Annotated in this window: 20 protein-coding genes; 15 read left to right on the top strand and 5 right to left on the bottom strand. The window is 63.3% G+C overall.

The window, feature by feature from the left end; translation table 11 throughout:
• Positions 1-22: 22 nt before the first annotated feature.
• Positions 23-1,252 carry a phosphoglycerate dehydrogenase gene (gene serA, locus LOY26_RS25505; RefSeq protein ID WP_027592284.1) on the bottom strand — a complete coding sequence of 410 codons (1,230 nt, stop codon included), beginning with the start codon at positions 1,250-1,252 and terminating at the stop codon, positions 23-25.
• Between the two features lie 171 nt (positions 1,253-1,423).
• Here serA and LOY26_RS25500 point away from each other — a divergent pair, with 171 nt between their 5' ends.
• The 4 genes from LOY26_RS25500 (at position 1,424) to LOY26_RS25485 (ending at position 5,671) form a co-directional block, all read left to right on the top strand.
• Positions 1,424-2,821 carry an FAD-binding oxidoreductase gene (locus LOY26_RS25500; RefSeq protein ID WP_033702081.1) on the top strand — a complete coding sequence of 466 codons (1,398 nt, stop codon included), beginning with the start codon at positions 1,424-1,426 and terminating at the stop codon, positions 2,819-2,821.
• Positions 2,822-2,846: 25 nt separating this feature from the next.
• Complete coding sequence (locus LOY26_RS25495; RefSeq protein WP_186657765.1) at positions 2,847-3,512, top strand: fumarylacetoacetate hydrolase family protein; 666 nt, start codon at positions 2,847-2,849, stop codon at positions 3,510-3,512.
• Between the two features lie 238 nt (positions 3,513-3,750).
• Positions 3,751-4,677, top strand: a complete 927-nt coding sequence (locus LOY26_RS25490; protein WP_258714226.1) for an SdiA-regulated domain-containing protein — start codon at positions 3,751-3,753, stop codon at positions 4,675-4,677.
• A 91-nt stretch (positions 4,678-4,768) separates the two neighbouring features.
• Positions 4,769-5,671 carry an SdiA-regulated domain-containing protein gene (locus tag LOY26_RS25485; RefSeq protein ID WP_033702078.1) on the top strand — a complete coding sequence of 301 codons (903 nt, stop codon included), beginning with the start codon at positions 4,769-4,771 and terminating at the stop codon, positions 5,669-5,671.
• Between the two features lie 121 nt (positions 5,672-5,792).
• On the opposite strand, the gene rpiA is transcribed toward LOY26_RS25485, so the two are convergent.
• Positions 5,793-6,467, bottom strand: a complete 675-nt coding sequence (rpiA, locus tag LOY26_RS25480) for a ribose-5-phosphate isomerase RpiA (protein WP_033702077.1) — start codon at positions 6,465-6,467, stop codon at positions 5,793-5,795.
• Between the two features lie 133 nt (positions 6,468-6,600).
• On the opposite strand from rpiA, the gene ilvA reads away from it, so the two are divergent.
• Positions 6,601-8,115: a threonine ammonia-lyase, biosynthetic gene (gene ilvA / locus LOY26_RS25475; protein WP_033702075.1), complete on the top strand. Its 1,515-nt coding sequence runs from the start codon at positions 6,601-6,603 to the stop codon at positions 8,113-8,115.
• A gap of 44 nt (positions 8,116-8,159) precedes the next feature.
• Positions 8,160-8,585: a DUF2269 family protein gene (locus LOY26_RS25470; protein WP_186657790.1), complete on the top strand. Its 426-nt coding sequence runs from the start codon at positions 8,160-8,162 to the stop codon at positions 8,583-8,585.
• A gap of 50 nt (positions 8,586-8,635) precedes the next feature.
• Here LOY26_RS25470 and LOY26_RS25465 read toward each other — a convergent pair whose 3' ends face one another.
• On the bottom strand, positions 8,636-9,292 hold the full coding sequence (locus tag LOY26_RS25465) for an HAD family phosphatase (RefSeq protein ID WP_033702072.1): 657 nt from the start codon (positions 9,290-9,292) through the stop codon (positions 8,636-8,638).
• 141 nt (positions 9,293-9,433) lie between these two features.
• Between LOY26_RS25465 and LOY26_RS25460 the strand changes: the two genes are divergently transcribed.
• Both LOY26_RS25460 and ptsP read left to right on the top strand, forming a co-directional pair.
• A complete protein-coding gene (locus tag LOY26_RS25460; protein ID WP_003249017.1) occupies positions 9,434-9,913 on the top strand; it encodes an RNA pyrophosphohydrolase in 480 nt (159 codons plus the stop codon).
• Between the two features lie 22 nt (positions 9,914-9,935).
• Positions 9,936-12,215 (top strand): phosphoenolpyruvate--protein phosphotransferase, encoded by a 2,280-nt coding sequence (gene ptsP, locus LOY26_RS25455; RefSeq protein ID WP_033702071.1) that lies wholly within the window; start codon positions 9,936-9,938, stop codon positions 12,213-12,215.
• Between the two features lie 42 nt (positions 12,216-12,257).
• On the opposite strand, the gene LOY26_RS25450 is transcribed toward ptsP, so the two are convergent.
• The gene (locus tag LOY26_RS25450; RefSeq protein WP_033702070.1) at positions 12,258-13,004 is read right to left on the bottom strand and encodes an NRDE family protein; all 747 of its coding nucleotides are present in this window, start codon (positions 13,002-13,004) and stop codon (positions 12,258-12,260) included.
• Between the two features lie 130 nt (positions 13,005-13,134).
• On the opposite strand from LOY26_RS25450, the gene LOY26_RS25445 reads away from it, so the two are divergent.
• From LOY26_RS25445 to LOY26_RS25435, 3 genes are read left to right on the top strand one after another with little or no spacing between them, the layout of a single operon-like run.
• Positions 13,135-13,917 carry a sulfite exporter TauE/SafE family protein gene (locus tag LOY26_RS25445; protein WP_047582150.1) on the top strand — a complete coding sequence of 261 codons (783 nt, stop codon included), beginning with the start codon at positions 13,135-13,137 and terminating at the stop codon, positions 13,915-13,917.
• Positions 13,918-13,946: 29 nt separating this feature from the next.
• A complete protein-coding gene (lgt, locus tag LOY26_RS25440) occupies positions 13,947-14,756 on the top strand; it encodes a prolipoprotein diacylglyceryl transferase (RefSeq protein WP_033702066.1) in 810 nt (269 codons plus the stop codon).
• 49 nt (positions 14,757-14,805) lie between these two features.
• Positions 14,806-15,777 (top strand): thymidylate synthase, encoded by a 972-nt coding sequence (locus LOY26_RS25435; RefSeq protein ID WP_033702064.1) that lies wholly within the window; start codon positions 14,806-14,808, stop codon positions 15,775-15,777.
• Between the two features lie 39 nt (positions 15,778-15,816).
• Here LOY26_RS25435 and cadR read toward each other — a convergent pair whose 3' ends face one another.
• A complete protein-coding gene (gene cadR, locus LOY26_RS25430) occupies positions 15,817-16,260 on the bottom strand; it encodes a cadmium resistance transcriptional regulator CadR (RefSeq protein WP_186657814.1) in 444 nt (147 codons plus the stop codon).
• 83 nt (positions 16,261-16,343) lie between these two features.
• Here cadR and LOY26_RS25425 point away from each other — a divergent pair, with 83 nt between their 5' ends.
• The 4 genes from LOY26_RS25425 (at position 16,344) to LOY26_RS25410 (ending at position 22,338) form a co-directional block, all read left to right on the top strand.
• Positions 16,344-18,557, top strand: a complete 2,214-nt coding sequence (locus LOY26_RS25425; RefSeq protein WP_186657816.1) for a heavy metal translocating P-type ATPase — start codon at positions 16,344-16,346, stop codon at positions 18,555-18,557.
• A 9-nt stretch (positions 18,558-18,566) separates the two neighbouring features.
• On the top strand, positions 18,567-19,436 hold the full coding sequence (locus LOY26_RS25420; RefSeq protein ID WP_033702061.1) for a LysR family transcriptional regulator: 870 nt from the start codon (positions 18,567-18,569) through the stop codon (positions 19,434-19,436).
• A gap of 117 nt (positions 19,437-19,553) precedes the next feature.
• On the top strand, positions 19,554-20,612 hold the full coding sequence (locus LOY26_RS25415) for a putative 2-aminoethylphosphonate ABC transporter ATP-binding protein (RefSeq protein ID WP_095063915.1): 1,059 nt from the start codon (positions 19,554-19,556) through the stop codon (positions 20,610-20,612).
• 1 nt (position 20,613) lies between these two features.
• Positions 20,614-22,338, top strand: coding sequence for a putative 2-aminoethylphosphonate ABC transporter permease subunit (locus tag LOY26_RS25410; RefSeq protein ID WP_095063914.1), 1,725 nt, complete (start codon positions 20,614-20,616; stop codon positions 22,336-22,338).
• Positions 22,339-22,346 lie beyond the last annotated feature (8 nt).

The following is a 22,346-nucleotide window of genomic DNA, read 5'->3' as shown; positions in this document are numbered from 1 at the left end:
CTTTTTCATGATGCAGTGAAACTTAGAACAGTACGCGGGAGCGGATGGTGCCCTTGACGTGCTGCAGCTTCTCCTGCGCCAGGTCCGAGTATTCGGCGTCGACGTCGATTACCACGTAACCCACTTTCTCGTTGGTCTGCAGGAACTGACCGGAGATGTTGATGCCGTTCTCGGCGAAGACCTTGTTGATCTCGCTGAGCACGCCTGGGATGTTTTCGTGGATGTGCAGCAGGCGGTGTTTGCCTGGGTGCGCCGGCAGGGCAACTTCCGGGAAGTTGACCGAAGACACCGAAGTACCGTTGTCGCTGTACTTGACCAGCTTCTCGGCAACTTCCAGGCCGATGTTGGCCTGGGCCTCTGCGGTGGAACCACCGATGTGCGGGGTCAGGATCACGTTGTCCAGGCCGCGCAGCGGGCTTTCGAACTCTTCGTCGTTGGAGCGCGGCTCGACCGGGAATACGTCGATGGCGGCGCCGATCAGGTGCTTGTCCTTGATCGCGGCGGCCAGGTGATCCAGCTCGACCACGGTGCCGCGGGCGGCGTTGATCAGGATCGAACCCTTCTTCATCGCGCGGATTTCCTTCTCGCCGATCATCCACTGGGTGGATGGCAGCTCAGGCACGTGCAGCGACACGATATCGGCCAGGCCCAGCAGCTCGTGCAGGCTGGCGACCTGTACCGCGTTGCCCAGCGGCAGCTTGGTCAGCGGGTCGAAGAAGTAGACCTGCATGCCCAGGTTCTCGGCCAGGACCGACAGTTGGGTGCCGATCGAGCCGTAGCCGACGATGCCCAGCTTCTTGCCGCGGATCTCGAAGGAATTGGCCGCGCTCTTGATCCAGCCGCCACGGTGGCAGGAAGCGTTCTTCTCAGGGATGCCGCGCAGCAGCAGGATGGCTTCGGCCAGCACCAGCTCGGCCACCGAACGGGTGTTGGAGTACGGTGCGTTGAACACGGCGATACCGCGCTCGCGGGCCGCTTCCAGGTCGACCTGGTTGGTACCGATGCAGAAGCAGCCAACCGCGACCAGCTTCTTCGCACAGTCGAAGATCTCTTCGGTCAGTTGCGTGCGCGAACGGATGCCGATGAAGTGGGCATCGGCGATCTTTTCCTTCAGCTCGGCTTCCGGCAACGAACCAGTGAGGTATTCGATGTTGGTGTAGCCGGCAGCCTTGAGGGTATCGACCGCGTTCTGGTGCACACCTTCAAGAAGAAGGAACCGGATCTTGCTCTTGTCGAGAGAAGTCTTGCTCATCTGCGTAAACCTGTATCCCGGAGAAAAAATGGCGAGGGGTGATGCTAGGCGCGGCATCGGCCTTAGCATGAACAGCGGGAGGGCTATGCTAGCATACGCGACACAATCTGAGCTTATCCCGACAGGTGAAGAGTGCTCAGGGTGACTATGAATAAGTCGAGAGTTCCAGCGATGAACCACCCCGCTGTTATTGATGAACTGATGACCCTTGTCGACCCTGGCAAGGTCCTGACCGACGCGGCTTCCCTCGAAGCCTATGGCAAGGACTGGACCAAGCATTACCCGCCCGCGCCGACTGCCATTGTGTTGCCCAAGACTGTCGAGCAAGTGCAGGCGATTGTGCGCTGGGCCAATGCGCACAAGGTGGCCTTGGTGCCATCTGGCGGGCGCACCGGGCTTTCCGGTGGCGCGGTGGCCGCCAATGGTGAAGTCGTGGTCGCCTTCGACTACATGAACCAGATTCTCGATTTCAATGCCTTCGACCGCACCGTGGTCTGCCAGCCAGGGGTGATCACTCGGCAGCTGCAGGCCTATGCCGAAGAACAGGGCCTGTATTACCCGGTGGACTTCGCCTCCAGCGGCTCCAGCCAGATTGGCGGCAACATCGGTACCAATGCCGGCGGGATCAAGGTCATTCGTTACGGCATGACCCGCAACTGGGTGGCCGGGCTGAAAGTGGTCACCGGCAAGGGCGAGCTGCTGGAACTGAACAAAGACCTGATCAAGAACGCCACCGGCTACGACCTGCGCCAGCTGTTCATTGGCGCCGAGGGCACGCTGGGCTTCGTGGTCGAGGCGACCATGCGCCTGGACCGCGCCCCGCGCAACCTCACCGCGATGGTGCTGGGCACGCCAGACTTCGACTCGATCATGCCGGTGCTGCATGCCTTCCAGGGCAAGCTCGACCTGACCGCCTTCGAGTTCTTCTCCGACAAGGGCCTGGCCAAGATCATGGGCCGTGGCGACGTGCCGGCGCCGTTCGAGACCGATTGCCCGTTCTATGCGCTGCTGGAGTTCGAGGCCAGTACCGAGGAGGTCGCCAACGAAGCCTTGGCTACCTTCGAGCACTGCGTCGAGCAAGGCTGGGTGCTGGACGGGGTGATGAGCCAGAGCGAAACCCAGCTCAAAAACCTGTGGAAGCTGCGCGAGTACTTGTCCGAAACCATCTCGCACTGGACACCGTACAAGAACGACATTTCCGTCACCGTGTCGAAAGTGCCCGCGTTCCTGCGTGATATCGACGCCATCGTCGCAGAGCATTACCCGGACTACGAAGTGGTTTGGTACGGCCATATCGGCGACGGCAACCTGCACCTGAACATCCTCAAACCCGACGCCATGAGCAAGGATGACTTCTTTGCCTCGTGCGCCAAGGTCAACAAGTGGGTGTTCGAAATCGTCCAGCGCTACAACGGCTCGATCTCCGCCGAGCATGGTGTGGGCATGACCAAGCGCGACTACCTGGGCTACAGCCGCTCGCCCGAAGAAATCGCCTGCATGAAGGCAATAAAGGCCGTCTTCGACCCTAACGGCATCATGAATCCGGGTAAGATCTTCGCACCCGTATAAAAAGCAGTATCCAGAGGAGTCGGCCATGAGTTACCAGCACCAGTACGTAGACGGCACGCGCATTCACTTCCCGATGGGCAAGGTGGTGTGCATCGGCCGCAACTATGCCGAGCATGCCAAGGAACTGGACAACCCCATCCCCAGCGAGCCGTTGCTGTTCATCAAGCCGGGTAGCTGCGTGGTGCCGCTGGAAGGTGGTTTCAAGATCCCGACCGACCGTGGTGCCGTGCACTACGAGGCCGAGATCGCCGTGCTGATTGGCAAGCCGCTGTCCACCCGGCCGACCGAAGAGGAGGTGCTCGACGCCATCTCCGGTTTCGCCCCGGCGCTCGACCTGACCCTGCGCGACGTGCAGGCCAAGCTCAAGGAAAAGGGCCTGCCGTGGGAGCTGAGCAAGAGCTTCGACGGCGCCTGCGTGCTTCCGCCGTTCGTTTCGGCGTCCAGTTTCGAGGACGTGACCGACATCCCGGTGCGCCTGACCCTCAATGGCGAAGTGGTGCAGGACGGCACCAGCGCGATGATGCTCAACCCGATCGTGCCGATCATCCAGCACATTGCTGCGCATTTCTCGCTGCAGGCCGGCGACGTGATTCTGACCGGTACACCCGCTGGCGTAGGCCCGTTCAATGTCGGTGATGAGCTGGTGCTGGAACTGCCGGGTGTCAGCCGCTTCGAAAGCCGGGTGCTCTAACCTGGCACCGCTTGTGTAGGAGCGGCCTTGCGTCGCGAACGGGCCGCAAAGCGGCCCCTCGATTTCAGCGTCGCCGCCAATATCCCGGGGCTGCTTCGCACCCCTTTCCGACCGGTCGGCGCCCCGGCAAGGCCGCGCCTACACACACGCGGATGTAACCTGACGGGTTTTTACCGTTTTTTCACACGGCATCTGGATAATGCGCAAACCTTCGCCCATTCACCCAGGATAACTCTGCATGGCATTGCCTTCCGGCGCCCCCGTTTCTGCAAAGCCCAAGCGACGCTTCTACCTGCGCTGGCCCTTTGGCCTGGCAGTTGCTGCGGTCATCGGCTATGGCGTCGCCGTGGCCATGCACTGGGATGACCGCGCGGCGCTGTGGGTTCAGGAAAGCTTTGAAAGCACGGCCGAGCAGAGCGAGAGCGTGTGGTTGCCGGCCTACCAAGTCGATATCGACGCCAAACCGCTGCCAGGCATGGACGATGACGAAGCCTCGGACATCGCCTTCAACCCGCAAACCCGCACCCTGTTCGCCGTCATGGGCAAGAACCCGTTCCTGGTCGAGCTGAGCCTGGACGGCAATGTGCTGCGCCAGATCCCGCTGCACGGCTGGAACAACCCGGAAGGGGTGGCGGTGATGGAGGGTGGGCACCTGGCGATCGTCGACGAGCGGCTGCACGACCTGACCGTGGTCAAGGTGGATGCGCACACCACAGCGCTCAACCACGGCGATTTCCCAAGCTACGACCTGGGCAAGTCGGTGAAGAGCAACAAGGGCTTCGAAGCTGTGGCCTGGGACCCTTTGCGCCAACGCCTGGTGATCGGCGAAGAGCGCCCGCCCAAGCTCTACACCTGGAGCACCGATGGCCGGAGCCCGCTCAAGGGCGACAAACAGCCGCTGCCCAGTGATGAACTCGACCTGCGCAACCTTTCGGCCCTTGGCGTGGACCCGCGTACCGGGCACCTGCTGGTGCTGTCGGCAGACTCCAACATGTTGCTGGAGCTGGATGAGCAGGGCCAGCAAGTGAGCTTCATGACCTTGCTGGGTGGTTTCAACGGCCTTGAAGACACCATTCCGCGTGCCGAAGGCGTGGCCATGGACGACAAGGGCAACCTGTACATGGTCAGCGAGCCGGCGCTTTTCTATCGTTTCAAGAAAAACTGACACGATCATCTGATTTTTCGGATGATGGCATTAAGCTTTAGTTCAGTTGTTCGTGGTTAGATTCGTCACCCCTTCGTCGAGTCTGCCTCAAATGCGTCGTTTTCTTCGCCTGTCACTGATCCCGGCCTTCATTGGCCTGCTCTTGCTCGGTTGGGCCGGGCAAGAGTTTCGCCTGTTCGAGCGGGGCTGGTTCAACCTCAAGACCTGGTGGCAGCCTGCCGAACAAGGCATTGGCCTGGACCGCTATCGGGTAGTGGTCGAGGCACAGCCTGTCGAGGGCCTGGATGACGACATTTCGGCCCTGACCTACGACCCCGACCGCAAGACCCTGTTCACCGTCACCAATGCACGCTCGGAGCTGATCGAGCTGTCGCTGGACGGCCGCATCCTGCGGCGGGTGCCGCTGACCGGCTTCGGCGACCCGGAAGCGGTGGAGTACGTGGGGCCCAACAGTTATGTGATCACCGATGAACGCCAGCAGCGGCTGATTCGCGTGCGCCTTGATGACGACACGCTGTTCCTCGATGCCGGTGATGCCGAGCAGTTGACCCTGGGCATTGGCCTGAACGGCAACAAGGGCTTCGAGGGGTTGGCTTACGACTCGGCCGGTAAGCGCTTGTTCGTGGCCAAGGAGCGTGACCCGATGCTGATCTACGAAGTGCATGGCTTCCCGCATGAAAACCCCGAGCAGCCTTATGCCGTGAATGTGGTGCAGGATCGCAAGCGTGATTCGCGTTTGTTCGTGCGGGATCTGTCCAGTTTGCAGTTCGATGAACGCAGCGGCCACCTGCTGGCGTTGTCGGATGAATCGCGGCTGGTGCTGGAGCTCGACGTGAAGGGCAGGCCGCTGAGCACCCTGTCGTTGCGCAAGGGTTACCAGGGGTTGAAGCAGACGGTGCCGCAGGCGGAAGGGATCGCCATGGACGAGGCGGGGACCATTTACCTGGTCAGTGAGCCGAACCTGTTCTATGTGTTCAAGCAGCCGGCAGATTGATTGGCCTTGAGGGCCGCTTCGCGGGGCAAAGCCCGCCCCACAGACGCCCCCGCTGGATTGAAAAGGCGGGGATCTATGGGCGCGGCGGTTCGGCGATCCGACTTGCCCCGCGAAGGAGGGGTTACTCGGCCTTCAGGCTCTGCACGCCTTCAGCGGTGCCCAGCAGCAGCAGGTCTGCCGGACGTGCCGCGAACAGGCCGTTGGTGACCACGCCGACGATCGCATTGATCTGCGCTTCCAGCTCGACCGGGTTGGTGATCTGCAGGTTGTACACATCCAGGATCACGTTGCCGTTGTCGGTCAGCACGCCTTCACGGTACACCGGGTCACCGCCCAGTTTGACCAGCTGGCGCGCCACGTGGCTGCGGGCCATCGGGATCACTTCGACCGGCAGCGGGAAGGCGCCCAGCACCGGCACCAGCTTGCTGGCATCGGCGATGCAGATGAAGGTCTTGGCCACGGCCGCGACGATCTTCTCGCGGGTCAGGGCCGCGCCACCGCCTTTGATCAGGTTCAGGTGCGCGTCGCTCTCGTCGGCACCGTCGACATAGAACTCCAGCTCGCTGACGCTGTTCAGCTCGTAGACCGGGATGCCATGGCCCTTCAGACGCTGGGCAGTGGCCTCGGAGCTGGCGACCGCGCCATCGAAGGCGGTCTTGTGCTGAGCCAGGGCGTCGATGAAGAAGTTGGCGGTCGAACCGGTACCGACGCCGACAACGCTCTTTTCATCCAGCTTGGGCAGAATGAAGTCGACAGCGGCCTGGGCGACGGCCTGTTTGAGTTGGTCCTGGGTCATGCGGGCTCCGAGAGGGGCGGGGGAGGTTTCAAAGGGGCTTAGTATAACGGCTTGCGCGGCTTTGCTGTGGTCGCCCGACGTAGCGCTGGGGTAGACTCGCAGCCCTTGTCCTGCGGCCAGTGATGCTTTCCCGATGCTCGAACAGTACGTCAAGAAGATCCTCACCTCGCGCGTCTACGACGTCGCTGTCGAAACCCCGCTGCAAAGCGCCGGGCAGCTGAGCAAGCGCCTGGGCAACCAGATTTTGCTCAAGCGTGAAGACCTGCAGCCGGTGTTCTCGTTCAAGATCCGTGGGGCGTACAACAAGCTGGCGCAATTGAGCCCGGAAGAGCTGGCCCGCGGTGTGGTCACCGCTTCGGCCGGCAACCATGCCCAGGGCCTGGCCCTGGCGGCCCGCGAGCTGGGTATCAAGGCCACGATCGTGATGCCCAAGACCACCCCGGAGATCAAGATCGAAGGCGTGCGTTCGCGTGGCGGCAAGGTGGTGCTGCATGGCGACTCGTTCCCCGAGGCGCTGGCCTACTCGCTGAAGCTGGTCGACGAAAAGGGCTTCGTCTATATCCACCCTTATGATGACCCGCACACCATCGCCGGCCAGGGCACCGTGGCCATGGAAATCCTGCGTCAGCACCCAGGCCGGCTGGACGCGATCTTCGTGCCGGTCGGTGGCGGCGGCCTGATCGCCGGTATCGCTGCCTACGTGAAGTACCTGCGCCCGGAAATCAAGGTGATCGGCGTCGAGCCGGACGACTCCAACTGCTTGCAGGCCGCCATGGCTGCGGGCGAGCGCGTGGTGCTGCCGCAGGTCGGGCTGTTCGCCGACGGTGTGGCGGTGGCGCAGATCGGCCAGCACACGTTCGATATTTGCCGCCTGCACGTGGATGAGGTGGTTACCGTCAGTACTGACGAGATCTGCGCAGCAATCAAGGATATCTACGACGATACCCGCTCGATCACCGAGCCTGCCGGGGCGCTGGGTGTTGCCGGCATCAAGAAGTATGTCGAGCTGTACGGCGTGACCGGCCAGACCCTGGTCGCCATCGATTCGGGCGCCAACGTGAACTTCGATCGCCTGCGCCATGTGGCCGAGCGGGCCGAACTGGGCGAGAAGCGCGAGGCGATTATCGCCGTCACCATCCCCGAGCGCCCTGGCAGCTTCAAGGCCTTCTGCGAAGCGATCGGCAAACGCCAGATCACCGAATTCAACTACCGCAAGCACACCTCCGACGAGGCGCATATCTTCGTCGGCGTGCAGACCCACCCGGACAACGACCCGCGCGCGGTGCTGGTGCAGCAGTTGATCGAGCAGGGCTTCCCGGTCACCGACCTGACCGACAACGAACTGGCCAAGCTGCACATCCGGCACATGGTCGGTGGCCATTCGGCCGGTGCCAGTGATGAGATCGTGCTGCGCTTCGAGTTCCCGGAGCGTCCGGGTGCGTTGTTCAACTTCCTCAACAAACTGGGCGGGCGCTGGAATATCTCGATGTTCCACTACCGTAACCACGGCGCGGCCGACGGGCGTGTGGTGGCGGGGCTGCAGGTGCCAGAGGACGAGCGCCACCTGGTGCCGGCGGCCTTGGCGAAAATCGGCTACCCGTATTGGGACGAGACCGAGAACCCGGCTTACCGGCTGTTTCTGGGCTGAGCGGCTAAGCTGGGGCTGACGGCCTGCACAAGGACAATCGAAACATGGAACACCTGACCACACTCAAAACCTTGCACATCCTCGCCACCGCGCTGCTGCTTCTGGGCGCGCTGGGCCTGGCGACCTGGACGGTTCGCGCCCGCAGGCTGGGCGATGGCGAGGCTTACGGCAAATTGCTGCGGCGGCCGCTGGTGTTTGTCTGGCTGGTCATGGGCCTGTGCCTGGTGAGCATGCCGTTCACGGGCTGGTGGCTGGTGCACCTGGTGGGCTGGCCGCTGGGGCAGACCTGGGTGCTGGCCTCCAGCGTCATCTATACCTTCGGGGCATTGGCGGTGTGGTGGCTGATGGTGCGCTTGAATCGGCTGCGCAAGGCTGAGGTGGTGGGGTTGCGGTTTACCTTGGCCTTGGCGGTGTTCAGCGGGGTGTGCTTCCTGTCGATTGCCGGACTGATGGGCGCCAAGCCTGTCTGAACCTGCCGGCCGCTTCGCAGGTATCCGCCAAGCGGCCGACACAGAAAACATCAATCCCTCAGCGAAATTACCGGCCACCCGCGCTGCTGCGCCTCCGCCTGCAGGTTAGGGTCCGGGTCCACCGCCACCGGGTGAGTCACCTGCTGCAGCAACGGCAAGTCATTCATCGAATCGCTATAGAAATAGCTGTCTGCCAGGTCATAGTCGTTTTCCAGCATCCAGCGCTGCAACCTCGTCACCTTCCCTTCACGGAAACACGGTATATCGGTACTGCGCCCGGTAAAGCGGCCATCACGGGTTTCGCATTCGGTCGCCAGCAGGGTGCGCACGCCCAGGCGGCGGGCAATCGGCGCGGTCACGAAACGGTTGGTGGCAGTGATGATTACCAGTTTGTCGCCCGCTTCGCGGTGCTGCTGCAGCAATGCCAGGGCCTTGGGCAGGATGATCGGCTCGATGCAGTCGCGCATGAAATCGCGGTGCCACGCGTCGAGCTGGGCCGTAGGCGTTGCCGCGAGAATCTCCATGGAAAAGGCCAGGTAGGCCTGCAGGTCCAGGGTGCCGTGCAGGTAGTCCTGGTAGAAGGCATCGTTGCGTTGTTTGTAGGCAACCGGGTCGAGAATGCCGCGCTCGCACAGATAGTCACCCCAGGCATGGTCGCTGTCGCCACCGAGGAGGGTATTGTCCAGGTCGAATAAAGCCAGGCGCATCGCGTTCACTCGCATCAGCCACAGGGTAGGCCCGCAGAATACGGAGTTTTCACCTCGCTGCACATAAGCTTGGCGGGCGCGTTGCTGCGCTCGCAGGCTTTGTGGAACAATGCGGTGACATGCGTTTGCGAGGTTGCTGCCGTGATCGACCCGGATGGTTTTCGCCCCAATGTCGGGATCATTCTCACGAATGATGCCGGGCAGGTGCTATGGGCTCGACGGATCAACCAGGATGCCTGGCAATTCCCCCAGGGTGGTATCAACCCTGACGAGACGCCGGAAGATGCCCTGTACCGCGAGCTGAACGAAGAAGTTGGCCTTGAACGCGATGATGTGGAAATTCTTGCCTGCACCCGCGGCTGGTTGCGTTATCGTTTACCCCAGCGTCTGGTGCGTACGCACAGCCAGCCGCTGTGCATCGGCCAGAAACAGAAGTGGTTTCTGCTGCGTCTGGTCAGCAATGAACAAAGGGTACGGATGGACCTGACGGGCAAGCCGGAGTTCGACGGCTGGCGCTGGGTCAGCTATTGGTACCCGCTGGGCCAGGTTGTGACATTCAAGCGCGAGGTCTACCGTCGCGCCCTGAAAGAGCTAGCACCGCGTCTGCTGACGCGCGACTGACGACGGAGTTCGACCCCGAGCCATGCTCAATACGCTGCGCAAGATCGTCCAGGAAGTGAACTCCGCCAAAGATCTCAAGACGGCGTTGGGGATCATTGTCTTGCGCGTCAAGGAGGCCATGGGCAGCCAGGTCTGCTCGGTCTATCTGCTCGACCCGGAAACCAACCGCTTCGTGCTGATGGCCTCCGAGGGCCTGAACAAGCGTTCGATCGGCAAGGTCAGCATGGCCCCCAACGAGGGCCTGGTCGGCCTGGTCGGTACCCGGGAAGAGCCGCTGAACCTGGAAAACGCCGCCGATCACCCGCGTTATCGCTACTTTGCCGAAACCGGTGAAGAAAAATTCGCCTCCTTCCTGGGTGCGCCGATCATTCACCACCGTCGTGTGGTTGGGGTACTGGTCATCCAGCAGAAGGAGCGCCGCCAGTTCGATGAGGGCGAAGAAGCCTTCCTGGTTACCATGAGCGCCCAGCTCGCCGGGGTTATCGCCCATGCCGAGGCGACTGGCTCGATTCGTGGCCTGGGCCGCCAGGGCAAGGGCATCCAGGAAGCTCGCTTCGTCGGTGTGCCGGGCTCGCCAGGCGCTGCCGTGGGGCGTGCGGTGGTGATGCTGCCGCCTGCCGACCTCGAAGTGGTGCCGGACAAGACCGTCGAAGACATCGACGCTGAACTCAAGCTGTTCCAGAACGCCCTTGAAGGCGTGCGCGCCGACATGCGCAAGCTGTCGGCAAAGCTGGCCACCCAGCTGCGCCCCGAAGAGCGCGCCTTGTTCGACGTGTACCTGATGATGCTCGAGGACGCCGCCCTGGGTGGCGAAGTGACCGAGGTCATCAAGACCGGCCAGTGGGCCCAGGGCGCGTTGCGCCAGGTGGTCGGCGAACACGTCAACCGCTTCGAACTGATGGACGACGACTACCTGCGTGAGCGGGCTTCGGACGTCAAGGACCTTGGCCGCCGACTGCTGGCCTACCTGCAGGAGGCACGCTCGCAGTCGCTGGTGTACGCCGACAACACCATCCTGGTCAGCGAAGAACTGACCCCGGCGATGCTCGGCGAAGTGCCTGAGGGCAAGCTGGTCGGCCTGGTTTCGGTACTGGGCTCGGGCAACTCCCACGTCGCTATCCTGGCCCGTGCCATGGGTATCCCCACGGTGATGGGCCTGGTCGACCTGCCGTATTCGAAGGTCGACGGCATCGAGCTGATCGTCGACGGTTACAAGGGTGAGGTGTTCACCAACCCCAGCGACGTGCTGCGCAAGCAGTACAGCGAAGTGGTCGAGGAGGAGCGCCAGCTGGCGCAGGGCCTGGATGCACTGCGTGAGCTGCCTTGCATCACCCCCGACGGCCACCGTATGCCGCTGTGGGTCAACACCGGCCTGCTGGCCGACGTCGCACGTGCCCAGCAGCGCGGCGCCGAAGGGGTAGGCCTGTACCGCACCGAAGTGCCGTTCATGATCAACCAGCGCTTCCCCAGCGAGAAAGAGCAGCTGGCGATCTACCGTGAGCAACTGGCGGCCTTTCACCCGCTGCCGGTGACCATGCGTACCCTGGATATCGGCGGGGACAAGGCGCTGTCGTACTTCCCGATCAAGGAAGAAAACCCTTTCCTGGGTTGGCGCGGCATCCGCGTCACCCTCGACCACCCGGAAATCTTCCTGGTCCAGACCCGCGCGATGCTCAAGGCCAGCGAAGGCCTGAACAACCTGCGTATCCTGCTGCCGATGATTTCCGGCATCCATGAGCTGGAAGAAGCCCTGCACCTGATTCACCGCGCCTGGGGCGAGGTGCGTGACGAAGGCACCGATGTGCCGATGCCACCGGTTGGGGTGATGGTCGAAATCCCCGCGGCGGTGTACCAGACCAAGGAGCTGGCGCGGCAGGTCGACTTCCTGTCGGTCGGTTCCAACGACCTGACCCAATACCTGCTGGCAGTCGACCGTAACAACCCACGGGTCGCCGACCTGTACGACTACCTGCACCCGGCGGTGCTGCAGGCGCTCAATACCGTGGTGCGCGATGCCCACGGCGAGGGCAAGCCGGTGAGCATCTGCGGTGAGATGGCCGGTGACCCGGCGGCGGCGGTACTGTTGATGGCCATGGGCTTCGACAGCCTGTCGATGAACGCCACCAACCTGCCCAAGGTGAAGTGGATGCTGCGCCAGATCAACATGAGCAAGGCCAAGGAACTGCTGACCGATGCCATGAGCCATGACAACCCGCAGGTTATCCACAGCTCGTTGCAGCTGGCGTTGAAGAACCTTGGGCTGGCGCGGATGATCGGGCCTGGGGCCAACAAGACCCTCTGATACCTGCCCCGCGAAGGGGCCGGTACTGCCGAAACACTTCTATCAGACCATTACCTCAACTTCCCCCAAATGCCCCCCAAACGGCCCGAAACTGCGTTCAATAAGCCGTCTTTCACCCTGATCATCCACGATCAGCACCGTACTGGCCCGCGTTCCATAATTCTGGCTGGCAATAAACACACTCGACAGCAGCTTCTCGGTCGCTACCCCCACGCCAGTCTCCGGCAGCTCAGCCTCAGGCGCCGTCTCGCCATCGGCCAGCAACGCCAGCAAACGCTGCGGGTCAGCTGAGCCCAGCAACCGTTCCAGGCCGTCGCGCGCCTTGACCAGCTTGGGCCACGGCGTATCCAGCCCGGCATTGGAAAGCCCGTACACCCCAGCCTCCAGCAAACGCGGCGCCGCGTCTCGAGCGTGCAGATACCCCAACTGCGTACCATCGCCCACCAGCAGGTTGAACCCCGAATACTGGCTGCTGCGGCTGGCCACCTGGTCCAGATACGCTTCAACGCCAAGCTCACCCTGCAGAAACGCCGCCACCAGCTCCCCACGGGAACGCACGCCAAGCGCCTGCCCAGGGTCGCGAATGTTGGTCAGCGCAGCGAAGCGCCCCTGCGGCCCCACGCCGAGCCACGTGCCGCCGGCCTCCAGGTCACGCCCGGCATACACCCCAGGCGCATCCTCCCAGGCCGCCAGGGCCTGCGTGGGGCGGGCATAGAACTCGTCGCGGTTGGCCGCCACGATCAGCGGCAGGGCATGCCCCGGCCGCCAGGCGAATACGATCAGGCACATCGGTTGGGCCTCTGTGTTTTGTGCCACTGTACCCACTGCGGCGGTGCTGATCCATCCTGTCACGAAGTTCACTAGAGCCTCGAGCCCGGCTTCCGTTACCATGCCGGATTGATTTGCTCAGGGGCAACGAATGGAGTTCGTACTCTATCTGCTGTTAGGCGCATGCGCTGGCGTGCTGGCCGGGCTGTTCGGCGTGGGCGGTGGCATCATCATCGTGCCGGTACTGGTGTTCAGCTTCACCTTGCAGGGCTTCGACCCTTCGGTATTGACCCACCTGGCAGTCGGCACTTCGTTGGCAACCATCATTTTCACCTCGATCAATGCGGTGCTCGAGCACCATCGCCGTGGAGCGGTGCAATGGCCGATCTTCGCCTGGATGACCGTGGGCATCCTGCTCGGCGCCGGCGTCGGCGCCAAGACCGCATCCTTGATCCAGGGCCCGCTGCTGCAGAAGATCATCGGTGTGTTCGCCCTGATCATCGCCGCGCAAATGGCCCTGGACCTCAAGCCCAAGGCCAGCCGCGGCATCCCTGGCAAGCCCGCGCTGACCGCAGCAGGCGGGGTGATTGGCTGGGCTTCGGCGATCTTCGGTATCGGTGGCGGCTCGTTGACCGTGCCGTTCCTGACCTGGCGCAGCCTGCCCATGCAGCAGGCGGTGGCAACGTCCTCGGCCTGTGGCCTGCCGATTGCCCTGGCCAGTGCCCTGAGTTTCATGTGGCTGGGCTGGCACGAACAACACCTGCCGGCGCACAGCCTGGGCTACGTGTACCTGCCAGCGCTGCTCGGCATTGCCGTGACCAGTATGTTTTTCGCCCGCTTCGGCGCGCGCCTGGCGCACAAGCTGTCGCCACGCCTGCTCAAGCGTCTGTTCGCCGCGTTGCTGTTCTGCGTCGGCCTCAGCTTTTTGATTTAGCTCGCTGATTTGAAACTAGAGGAATATCCATGCTGCCTTACCCGCAGATAGACCCCGTGGCCGTGGCCCTCGGGCCACTGAAAATCCACTGGTACGGCCTGATGTACCTGGTCGGTATTGGCGGCGCCTGGCTGCTCGCCTCGCGTCGGCTGAACCGCTTCGACCCCACCTGGTCCCGTGAAAAGCTGTCCGACCTGGTGTTCTGGTTGTCGATGGGGGTGATCGTCGGCGGTCGCCTGGGCTACGTGCTGTTCTATGACCTGCACGCCTACCTGGCCAACCCGACGCTGATTTTCGAGGTGTGGAAGGGTGGCATGTCGTTCCATGGCGGCTTCATCGGCGTGATGCTGGCGGCGTTGTGGTTCGGCAAGCGCAACAACAAGACCTTCTTCGAGCTGATGGACTTCGTCGCGCCGATGGTACCGATCGGCCTGGGCGCCGGGCGTATCGGCAACTTCATCAATGCCGAGCTGTGGGGCAAGGCCACCGACGTGCCGTGGGCAATGGTGTTCCCGCCGTTCAGCGACCCAGAGCAACTGCCACGCCACCCGTCGCAGCTGTACCAGTTCGCCCTGGAAGGCGTGGCACTGTTCCTGATTCTCTGGCTGTATTCGCGTAAGCCGCGGCCAACCATGGCGGTCTCCGGGATGTTCGCGCTGTTCTACGGCATCTTCCGCTTCATCGTCGAATTCGTCCGGGTACCCGATGCCCAGCTGGGCTACATCGCCTGGGGCTGGCTGACCATGGGTCAGATACTCTGCATCCCGATGATTCTGGCCGGCCTCGGATTGATCTGGTGGGCTTATAATCGCAAACCCACGGCGACACCCGCCATCTGATTCCCGACGGCAGGGGCGATCCCTCTGCCGTTCTTGCTACAGGTAAGCCATGAAACAGTATCTTGACCTGGTCCGTGACGTCATCGAAAACGGCACCCTGCAGGAAAACCGCACCGGCATCCGCACCATCAGCCTGCCGGGCGCCATGCTGCGCTTCGACCTGCAGAAGGGCTTTCCGGCCATCACCACGCGCAAGCTGGCGTTCAAGTCGGCCATCGGCGAGATGGTCGGTTTTCTGCGTGGCGTGAAGAACGCCGGTGAATTCCGCGACCTGGGCTGCAAGGTCTGGGACCAGAACGCCAACGAAAACGCCCAGTGGCTGGCCAACCCGTTCCGCCAGGGGCATGACGACCTGGGTGAGATCTACGGCGTTCAGTGGCGCCAGTGGCCGGGCTACAAGCGTGTACCGCTGAGCAACCCGGCGGCCATCGAAATGGCTGAAAAGCAGGGGTTCCGCAAGATTGCCCAGGACGAGGAAGACGGCCAGGCCTTTGTCATCCTGTACAAGGCCATCGACCAGGTGCGCCAGTGCCTGGACACCATCGCCAACGACCCGGGCAGCCGGCGCATCCTGTTCCACGGCTGGAACTGCGCCCAGCTGGATGAAATGGCCCTGCCGCCGTGCCACCTGCTGTACCAGTTCCACCCGAATGCCGAGACTCGGGAAATTTCCCTGACCCTGTACATTCGCTCCAACGACCTGGGCCTGGGCACGCCGTTCAACCTCACCGAGGGCGCGGCTTTGCTGTCGCTGTTCGGCCGCCTGACCGGCTACACGCCGCGCTGGTTCACGTATTTCATTGGCGATGCCCATGTGTATGAGAACCACCTGGACATGCTCAACGAACAGCTCAAACGCGAGCCGCTGCAAGCGCCGAAGCTGGTGATCAGCGACCGCGTGCCAGCGTTTGCCGAGACCGGCAAGTATGAGCCGCAGTGGCTGGAGCAGATCGAGCCGAGTGATTTCAGCCTGGAAGGGTATGAGCACCATGCGCCGATGACGGCGCCGATGGCGGTTTAACCTTCGCAATTGCTGGGGCGCAAAGCGCCCCCAGCATGCTCAATGCCCGTGGCTTCGCCCCACATGCGAATGCTCACCTTCCGGCACCGATACCGCCCCATTCACCTCCAGTTGCTGCAAGATCGCGCACTCATTCCCTTGCGCATTGCACCGCTGCCGCAGTTCCACCAACTGCTCCTGCAACGCCACCAACCCATCGATCCGCGCCTGCACATGGGCGATATGCTCATCGATCAACGCATTGACGCTGCCGCACGACCCTTCAGGGCTGTCGCGCAGGCGTAGCAGGCTGCGGATCTCGTCCAGGGTCATGTCCAGGGTGCGGCAGTTGCGGATAAAGGTCAGCCGCTCGACGTGGGCTTGGGTGTAGAGCCGGTAATTGCCGTCGGTGCGCGCTGGCTCTGGCAACAGCTGCTCACGCTCGTAATAGCGGATGGTTTCCACGGCACAATCGGTGGCTTTTGCCAGTTCTCCAATCTTCATCGCGAAATCTCCAGCGGATGGCTTGACCCTATAGTGGCTACAGGGTGTTCACTTGGCAACAGGCTCACTTTAAGGATGACCCAATGAACCAGCCTGCCAGCCCCCACCACAAGCATGACCACCACGCCCACAGCTGCTGCGGTAGCGCCGCCGCCCCAGCGTTGGTGCAGTTGAGCGAAAAAGCCAGCGGCGACGCACAGCTCAGCCGCTTCCGTATCGAGGCCATGGACTGCCCCACCGAGCAAACGCTGATCCAGGACAAGCTGGGCAAGCTGGCGGGCATCGAGCAGTTGGAATTCAACCTGATCAACCGCGTACTTGGCGTGCGGCACACGCTGGGCGGCACCGTCGAGATCGAACGGGCCATCGACAGCCTGGGCATGAAGGCCGAACCCCTCATTGAAGGGGACGCGGCAACGGCCGCCAGCGCCTCGCCAAGCAAGACCCGCTGGTGGCCGCTGGGGCTGTCCGCTGTTGCCGCCATTGCCGCGGAAGTGGTGCATTTCACCGGGCTGGCGCCTGAGTGGCTGGTTGCCGCGCTGGCCTTGGCGGCGATCCTGGGTTGCGGCCTGGGCACCTACAAGAAGGGCTGGATCGCCCTGAAAAACCGCAACCTCAACATCAACGCCTTGATGAGCATTGCCGTGACCGGTGCGGTGCTGATCGGCCAGTGGCCGGAAGCGGCCATGGTGATGGTGCTGTTCACGGTCGCCGAGTTGATCGAGGCGCGCTCCCTGGACCGGGCCCGCAATGCCATCAGCGGCCTGATGCAGCTCACCCCCGACATGGCGACGGTACAGCAGGCCGATGGCCAGTGGCGTGAAGTGGAGGTGCGTGAGGTGGCCATCGGTGCCCAGGTGCGGGTACGGCCAGGTGAGCGCATCGGCTTGGACGGTGAAGTCACCAGCGGCCAATCCAGCGTCGATCAGGCGCCGATCACCGGTGAAAGCCTGCCTGTGGAAAAGGCCATGGGTGACAAGCTGTTCGCCGGCACCATCAACCAGGCCGGTGCCCTGGAGTACCGCGTAACTGCCGCCGCTGGGCAATCGACGCTGGCGCGCATCATCAAGGCTGTCGAGGAGGCCCAAGGCGCCCGTGCGCCCACCCAACGCTTCGTCGATCAGTTCTCGCGTATCTACACCCCGGTGGTCTTTGCCCTGGCCTTGGCCGTGGCGCTGATCCCGCCGCTGTTCCTGGCTGGCGCCTGGTTCGACTGGGTCTACCGTGCGCTGGTGCTGCTGGTAGTGGCCTGCCCGTGTGCACTGGTCATTTCTACCCCGGTTACCATCGTCAGTGGCCTGGCCGCAGCGGCGCGCAAGGGCATCCTGATCAAAGGCGGGGTTTACCTGGAGGGCGGGCGCAAGCTGGATTACCTGGCCCTCGACAAGACGGGCACCCTCACCCACGGCAAGCCGGTGCAGACCGACGCCAAGGTGCTGGAGCCTCTGTTCGAAGGCCGTGCCCAAGCCTTGGCTGCCAGCCTGGGTGAGCGTTCGGACCACCCGGTGTCGCGTGCCATTGCCCAGTTCGGCAGGGCACAAGGGCTGGCCTTGAGCGAGGTGGGCGATTTCGCCGCCCTGGCCGGGCGTGGTGTGCGCGGGGTGATCGAGGGCGAGGTCTACCACCTGGGTAATCACCGCCTGGTGGAGGAGCTGGGCCTGTGCTCGCCGGCGCTGGAGGCGCAGCTGGATGCACTGGAGCGTCAGGGCAAGACCGTGGTCTTGCTGCTCGACCGCAGCGGCCCGCTGGCCTTGTTCGCCGTGGCCGACACGGTCAAGCAAAGCAGTCGCCAGGCCATCGCCGAGCTGCATGAGCTGGGTATCAAGACGGTCATGCTGACTGGTGATAATCCCCATACCGCCGAGGCCATCGCCGCCCAGGTCGGCATCGATCGCGCCGAAGGCAACCTGTTGCCGGACGACAAGCTCAAGACCATCGAAGCGCTGTACAGCCAGGGCCATCGGGTGGGCATGGTCGGCGACGGTATCAACGATGCGCCGGCCCTGGCCCGTGCCGAAATCGGCTTTGCCATGGCCGCTGCTGGTACCGACACCGCCATCGAGACGGCCGATGTGGCGTTGATGGACGACGACTTGCGCAAAATCCCGGCCTTCGTCAGGCTGTCGCGCCAAAGTGCGGCGATTCTCAGGCAGAACATCATTCTGGCCCTGGGCATCAAGGCGATTTTCCTGGCGATCACCTTTGCCGGCATGGCCACCTTGTGGATGGCAGTGTTTGCCGACATGGGCGTGAGCCTGCTGGTGGTGTTCAACGGCTTGCGCCTTTTGCGCAAATAGAGGACGTGCATGCAGAGTTCCGAGCTCAAAGCCTTCTACATGGTGGCCCGCCTGGGCAGCATCACCCTGGCAGCGAAGAAGCTCGGGCTCAGCCAACCCACGGTGACCACGCAGATCCGCAACCTCGAAGCCCAGTACGCGGTGGAGCTGTTCTACCGTGGCGGGCGGCGCCTGGTGCTGAGCGAGGAGGGCGTGCGCCTGCTGCCGATGGTCAAGGCGCTGCTGCAGCAAGAGGCCGACATCGAGTTCGAACTGCGCAACAGTGGCCAGGCCCAGGGCAGCCTGCGCATCGCGGCCACCGCGCCTTACTACATTCTCGACCTGGTGAAGATCTTCCGTGAGCGCCTGCCCCAGGTGGATGTGACGGTGGAGATCGGCAACTCGCAGCAAGTGCTGGAAATGCTCGAAGACTACCGGGTCGATATCGCTGCCTCGTCGCAACTGCTGGAGGATGCACGCCTGGTGCGCCGCGTGCTCGGCACCGACCCGCTGGTGGTGGCGGTACACCGTAACCATCCGTTGGCCCATCGCCAGGCGGTGTCCATCGACGTGGTGGCCGGGCATTGCCTGTTGATGCGCGAGCAGGGCTCGACCACGCGCAAGCTGACCGAGCAGATGCTGCAGGAGGCGGGCGTCAAGGCCGCAACATTGCTGGAAATCGGCAGCCGCGAGTCGATCCGTGAGGCGGTGCTGCGCAACATCGGCATCAGTGTGATCGCCCGACATGAAGTGCCGCACAACCCCGAATTACGGGTGTTGGTGCTGGAGGGGGCGCCGCTGATGCATGAATACCTGTACTGCCTGAAGGAGCGGCGCCAGGCGCGTTTGCCTGCAGCGTTTCTGGGGGTTGCACAAGAAGTAGCCGGTTCACAGTTCTAGGTCAGTGGTGCAGATACAAAATCTGCCTATACCACTATCGCCAGCTTTTGCCTGAACGCCACAGAACCGTCGCACAGCCTTCCTAGCATGGCCCCATCTCTTCGATGAGGCCCTGCCATGAACAACGCCACCTCGGGCGCACAAATGAAAGTGCGCAATATCCACAAGCGCTTCGGCGCCTTCACGGCGCTTAACGATGTCTCCCTGGACATCGCCGCGGGCGAGCTGGTGTGCCTGCTCGGCCCATCCGGTTGCGGCAAGACCACGTTGTTGCGCTGCATCGCCGGCCTCGAACGCCAGGACCGCGGCGAGCTGTACATCGGTGAGCGCGACATCTCCGAGCTGCCACCCCAGGCCCGGGACTACGGCATCCTGTTTCAGTCCTACGCGCTGTTTCCCAACCTCACCGTCGAAGCCAACATCGCCTACGGCCTGATGAGCAGTGGCCGTGAGCAAGCGCGCCAGCGGGTGGTTGAAATGCTCCAGCTGGTTGGCCTGTCCGGTAGCGAAAAAAAGTACCCCGGCCAGCTTTCTGGCGGCCAGCAGCAGCGTGTGGCCCTGGCGCGTGCCCTGGCGCCGGCGCCTTCGTTGTTGCTGCTGGATGAGCCGATGTCGGCGCTGGATGCGCGGGTTCGCGAGCACCTGTGCACCGAGCTGCGCCAACTGCAACGCCAGTTGGGTATCACCACCTTGATGGTCACCCACAACCAGGACGAGGCCATGCTGATGGCCGACCGCATCGCGGTGATGAACAACGGCCAGGTCGAGCAGTACGCCACGCCGCAGGAAATCTACGACCAGCCCGCCACGCCCTTTGTGGCCGAGTTCGTGGGCCAGGGTAACTGGCTGCCGTTTCAGCGCAGCAGTGACAACCAGGCCCAGGTCGGTGGCATGCGCATGCGCCTGACCCCCGGCTCGGCGCGAGCCAGCAGCGGCCGGCTGTTCTGCCGGCCGGAGGCGATCACCGTCAACCCGGTGGTGCACGAAGAAAACCTGTTTGCGGCCAAGGTCCGCGAGATCACGTTCCTCGGCAACCGCTGCCGCATGAGCTTCGAACTCAAAGACCTGCCCGGCCATGCATTGCTGGCCGAACTGGCCCCCGAGGCCATGCCGCGGCTGGGCTCGCAGGACATCTGGGTGGCGCTGCCACCGCAGAGCCTGCAGGTGTTTGCCTGAGATGGCCGCGCCAATGTCCCTGCCGCTGGCCCAGGCTAAGGCTGCGTCCGAACGTGGCGTCGCCCGCGGTGACCGATTGTTCGTCGTCGGTGGCAAGTGGTTGCTGCTGATGTTGCTGGTGCTGGCCGTGCTGATGCCGCTGCTGGCGATCTTCTGGCGCGGCTTCAGCGGTGAGGCTGGCCAGGGTGGCGGCCTGGCGGCTGCGCGTGAACTGTTCACCAGCGAGGGCTTCCACTGGCTGCTCGGCAATAGCCTGTCGGTGGCGCTCACCGTTGCCGCCATCGTGGTACCGCTGGCGTACCTGTTCGCCTACGCCTTGCAGCGCACCCTGATCCCGGCCAAGGGCCTGTGGCGGGGTATCTCGTTGCTGCCGCTGCTGGCGCCGTCGATGCTGCCGGCCATTGCGCTGGTCTACCTGTTCGGCAACCAGGGCCTGCTGCGCGGGCTGCTGAGCGACAACATCTACGGCTTCTGGGGGATCGTGCTGGGCGAGGCCATCTACACCTTCCCGCATGCGCTGATGATTCTGCTGTCAGCCCTGTCGCTGGCCGATGCACGCCTGTTCGACGCTGCCTCCAGCATGGGGGCCGGGCCTTGGCGGGCGTTTTCCAGCATTACCTGGCCTGCCACACGCCAGGCAGTGTTCGCGGCCTTCTGCCTGGTGTTCACCCTGACCATCACTGACTTCGGTGTCCCGGTCGTGGTCGGCGGCGACTATCAGGTGCTGGCCCTGGAAGCCTACAAAGCTGTCGTGGGCCAGCAGCAGTTTGGCCGCGGCGCACTGATCGGCATGGTCTTGCTGCTGCCGGCACTGTTGAGCTTTGCCGTCGATGCCTGGTTGCGCCGGCGCCAGGGCGAGGCCATGAGTGGACGTGCGCAAGTGTTCGAGCCCAAGCCCTCGCGCCGCCGCGATGCCTGCTTCCTGGCCATCGTCGTGCTGGTCTGCGCGGCCCTGTTGCTGGTGATCGGCATGGCCGTGTATTCGTCGCTGGTCACGTTCTGGCCCTATAACCTCTCGCTGTCGCTCAAGCACTACATGTTCGAGGACACTGCCGGTGGTGGCTGGCTGGCCTACCGCAACAGCGTGACCATGGCGATCGGCACGGCGCTGATCGGCAGCGTCGTGATCTTCAGCGGTGCCTACCTGATGGAGAAGACCCAGGGCCAACGCCTGCTCAACCAGGCGCTGCGCTTGCTCAGCTTCATCCCCATGGCAGTGCCGGGCCTGGTGCTGGGCCTGGGCTACGTGTTCTTCTTCAACCTCAGCGGCAACCCGCTGCATGTGCTATACGGCAGCATGGGGCTGCTGGTCATCTGCACCATCGCCCACTACCTGACCACCGCGCAGATGACCGCCACCACCGCCCTGCGCCAGCTCGATGGCGAGTTCGAGGCCGCCGCGTTGTCGCTCAAGGCGCCCTTGTACCGGCACTTCCTGCGGGTGACGGTGCCGATCTGCCTGCCGGCGCTGCTGGACATCATTCGCTACCTGTTCGTCTCGGCGATGACCACCGTGTCGGCGGCGATCTTCCTGTACAGCCCCGACACCATCCTTGCCGCCGTCGCCGTGTTGAACATGGACGACGCGGGCAACGTCGGCGGTGCTGCCGCCATGTCGACCCTGATTCTGCTGACCAGTGCCAGCGCTTCACTGCTGCTGGCCGCAGCCTCGCGCGGCCTGCTGCGCCGCTCCCAAGCCTGGCGCCAACGCGCCGCGACCGCCTGACCTGTAAG

Source organism: Pseudomonas sp. B21-047, assembly GCF_024748775.1.
GTDB lineage: Bacteria > Pseudomonadota > Gammaproteobacteria > Pseudomonadales > Pseudomonadaceae > Aquipseudomonas > Aquipseudomonas capeferrum.
Note: the sequence above shows the minus strand (reverse complement) of the source record. Positions and strands in the feature narration are given on the sequence as shown.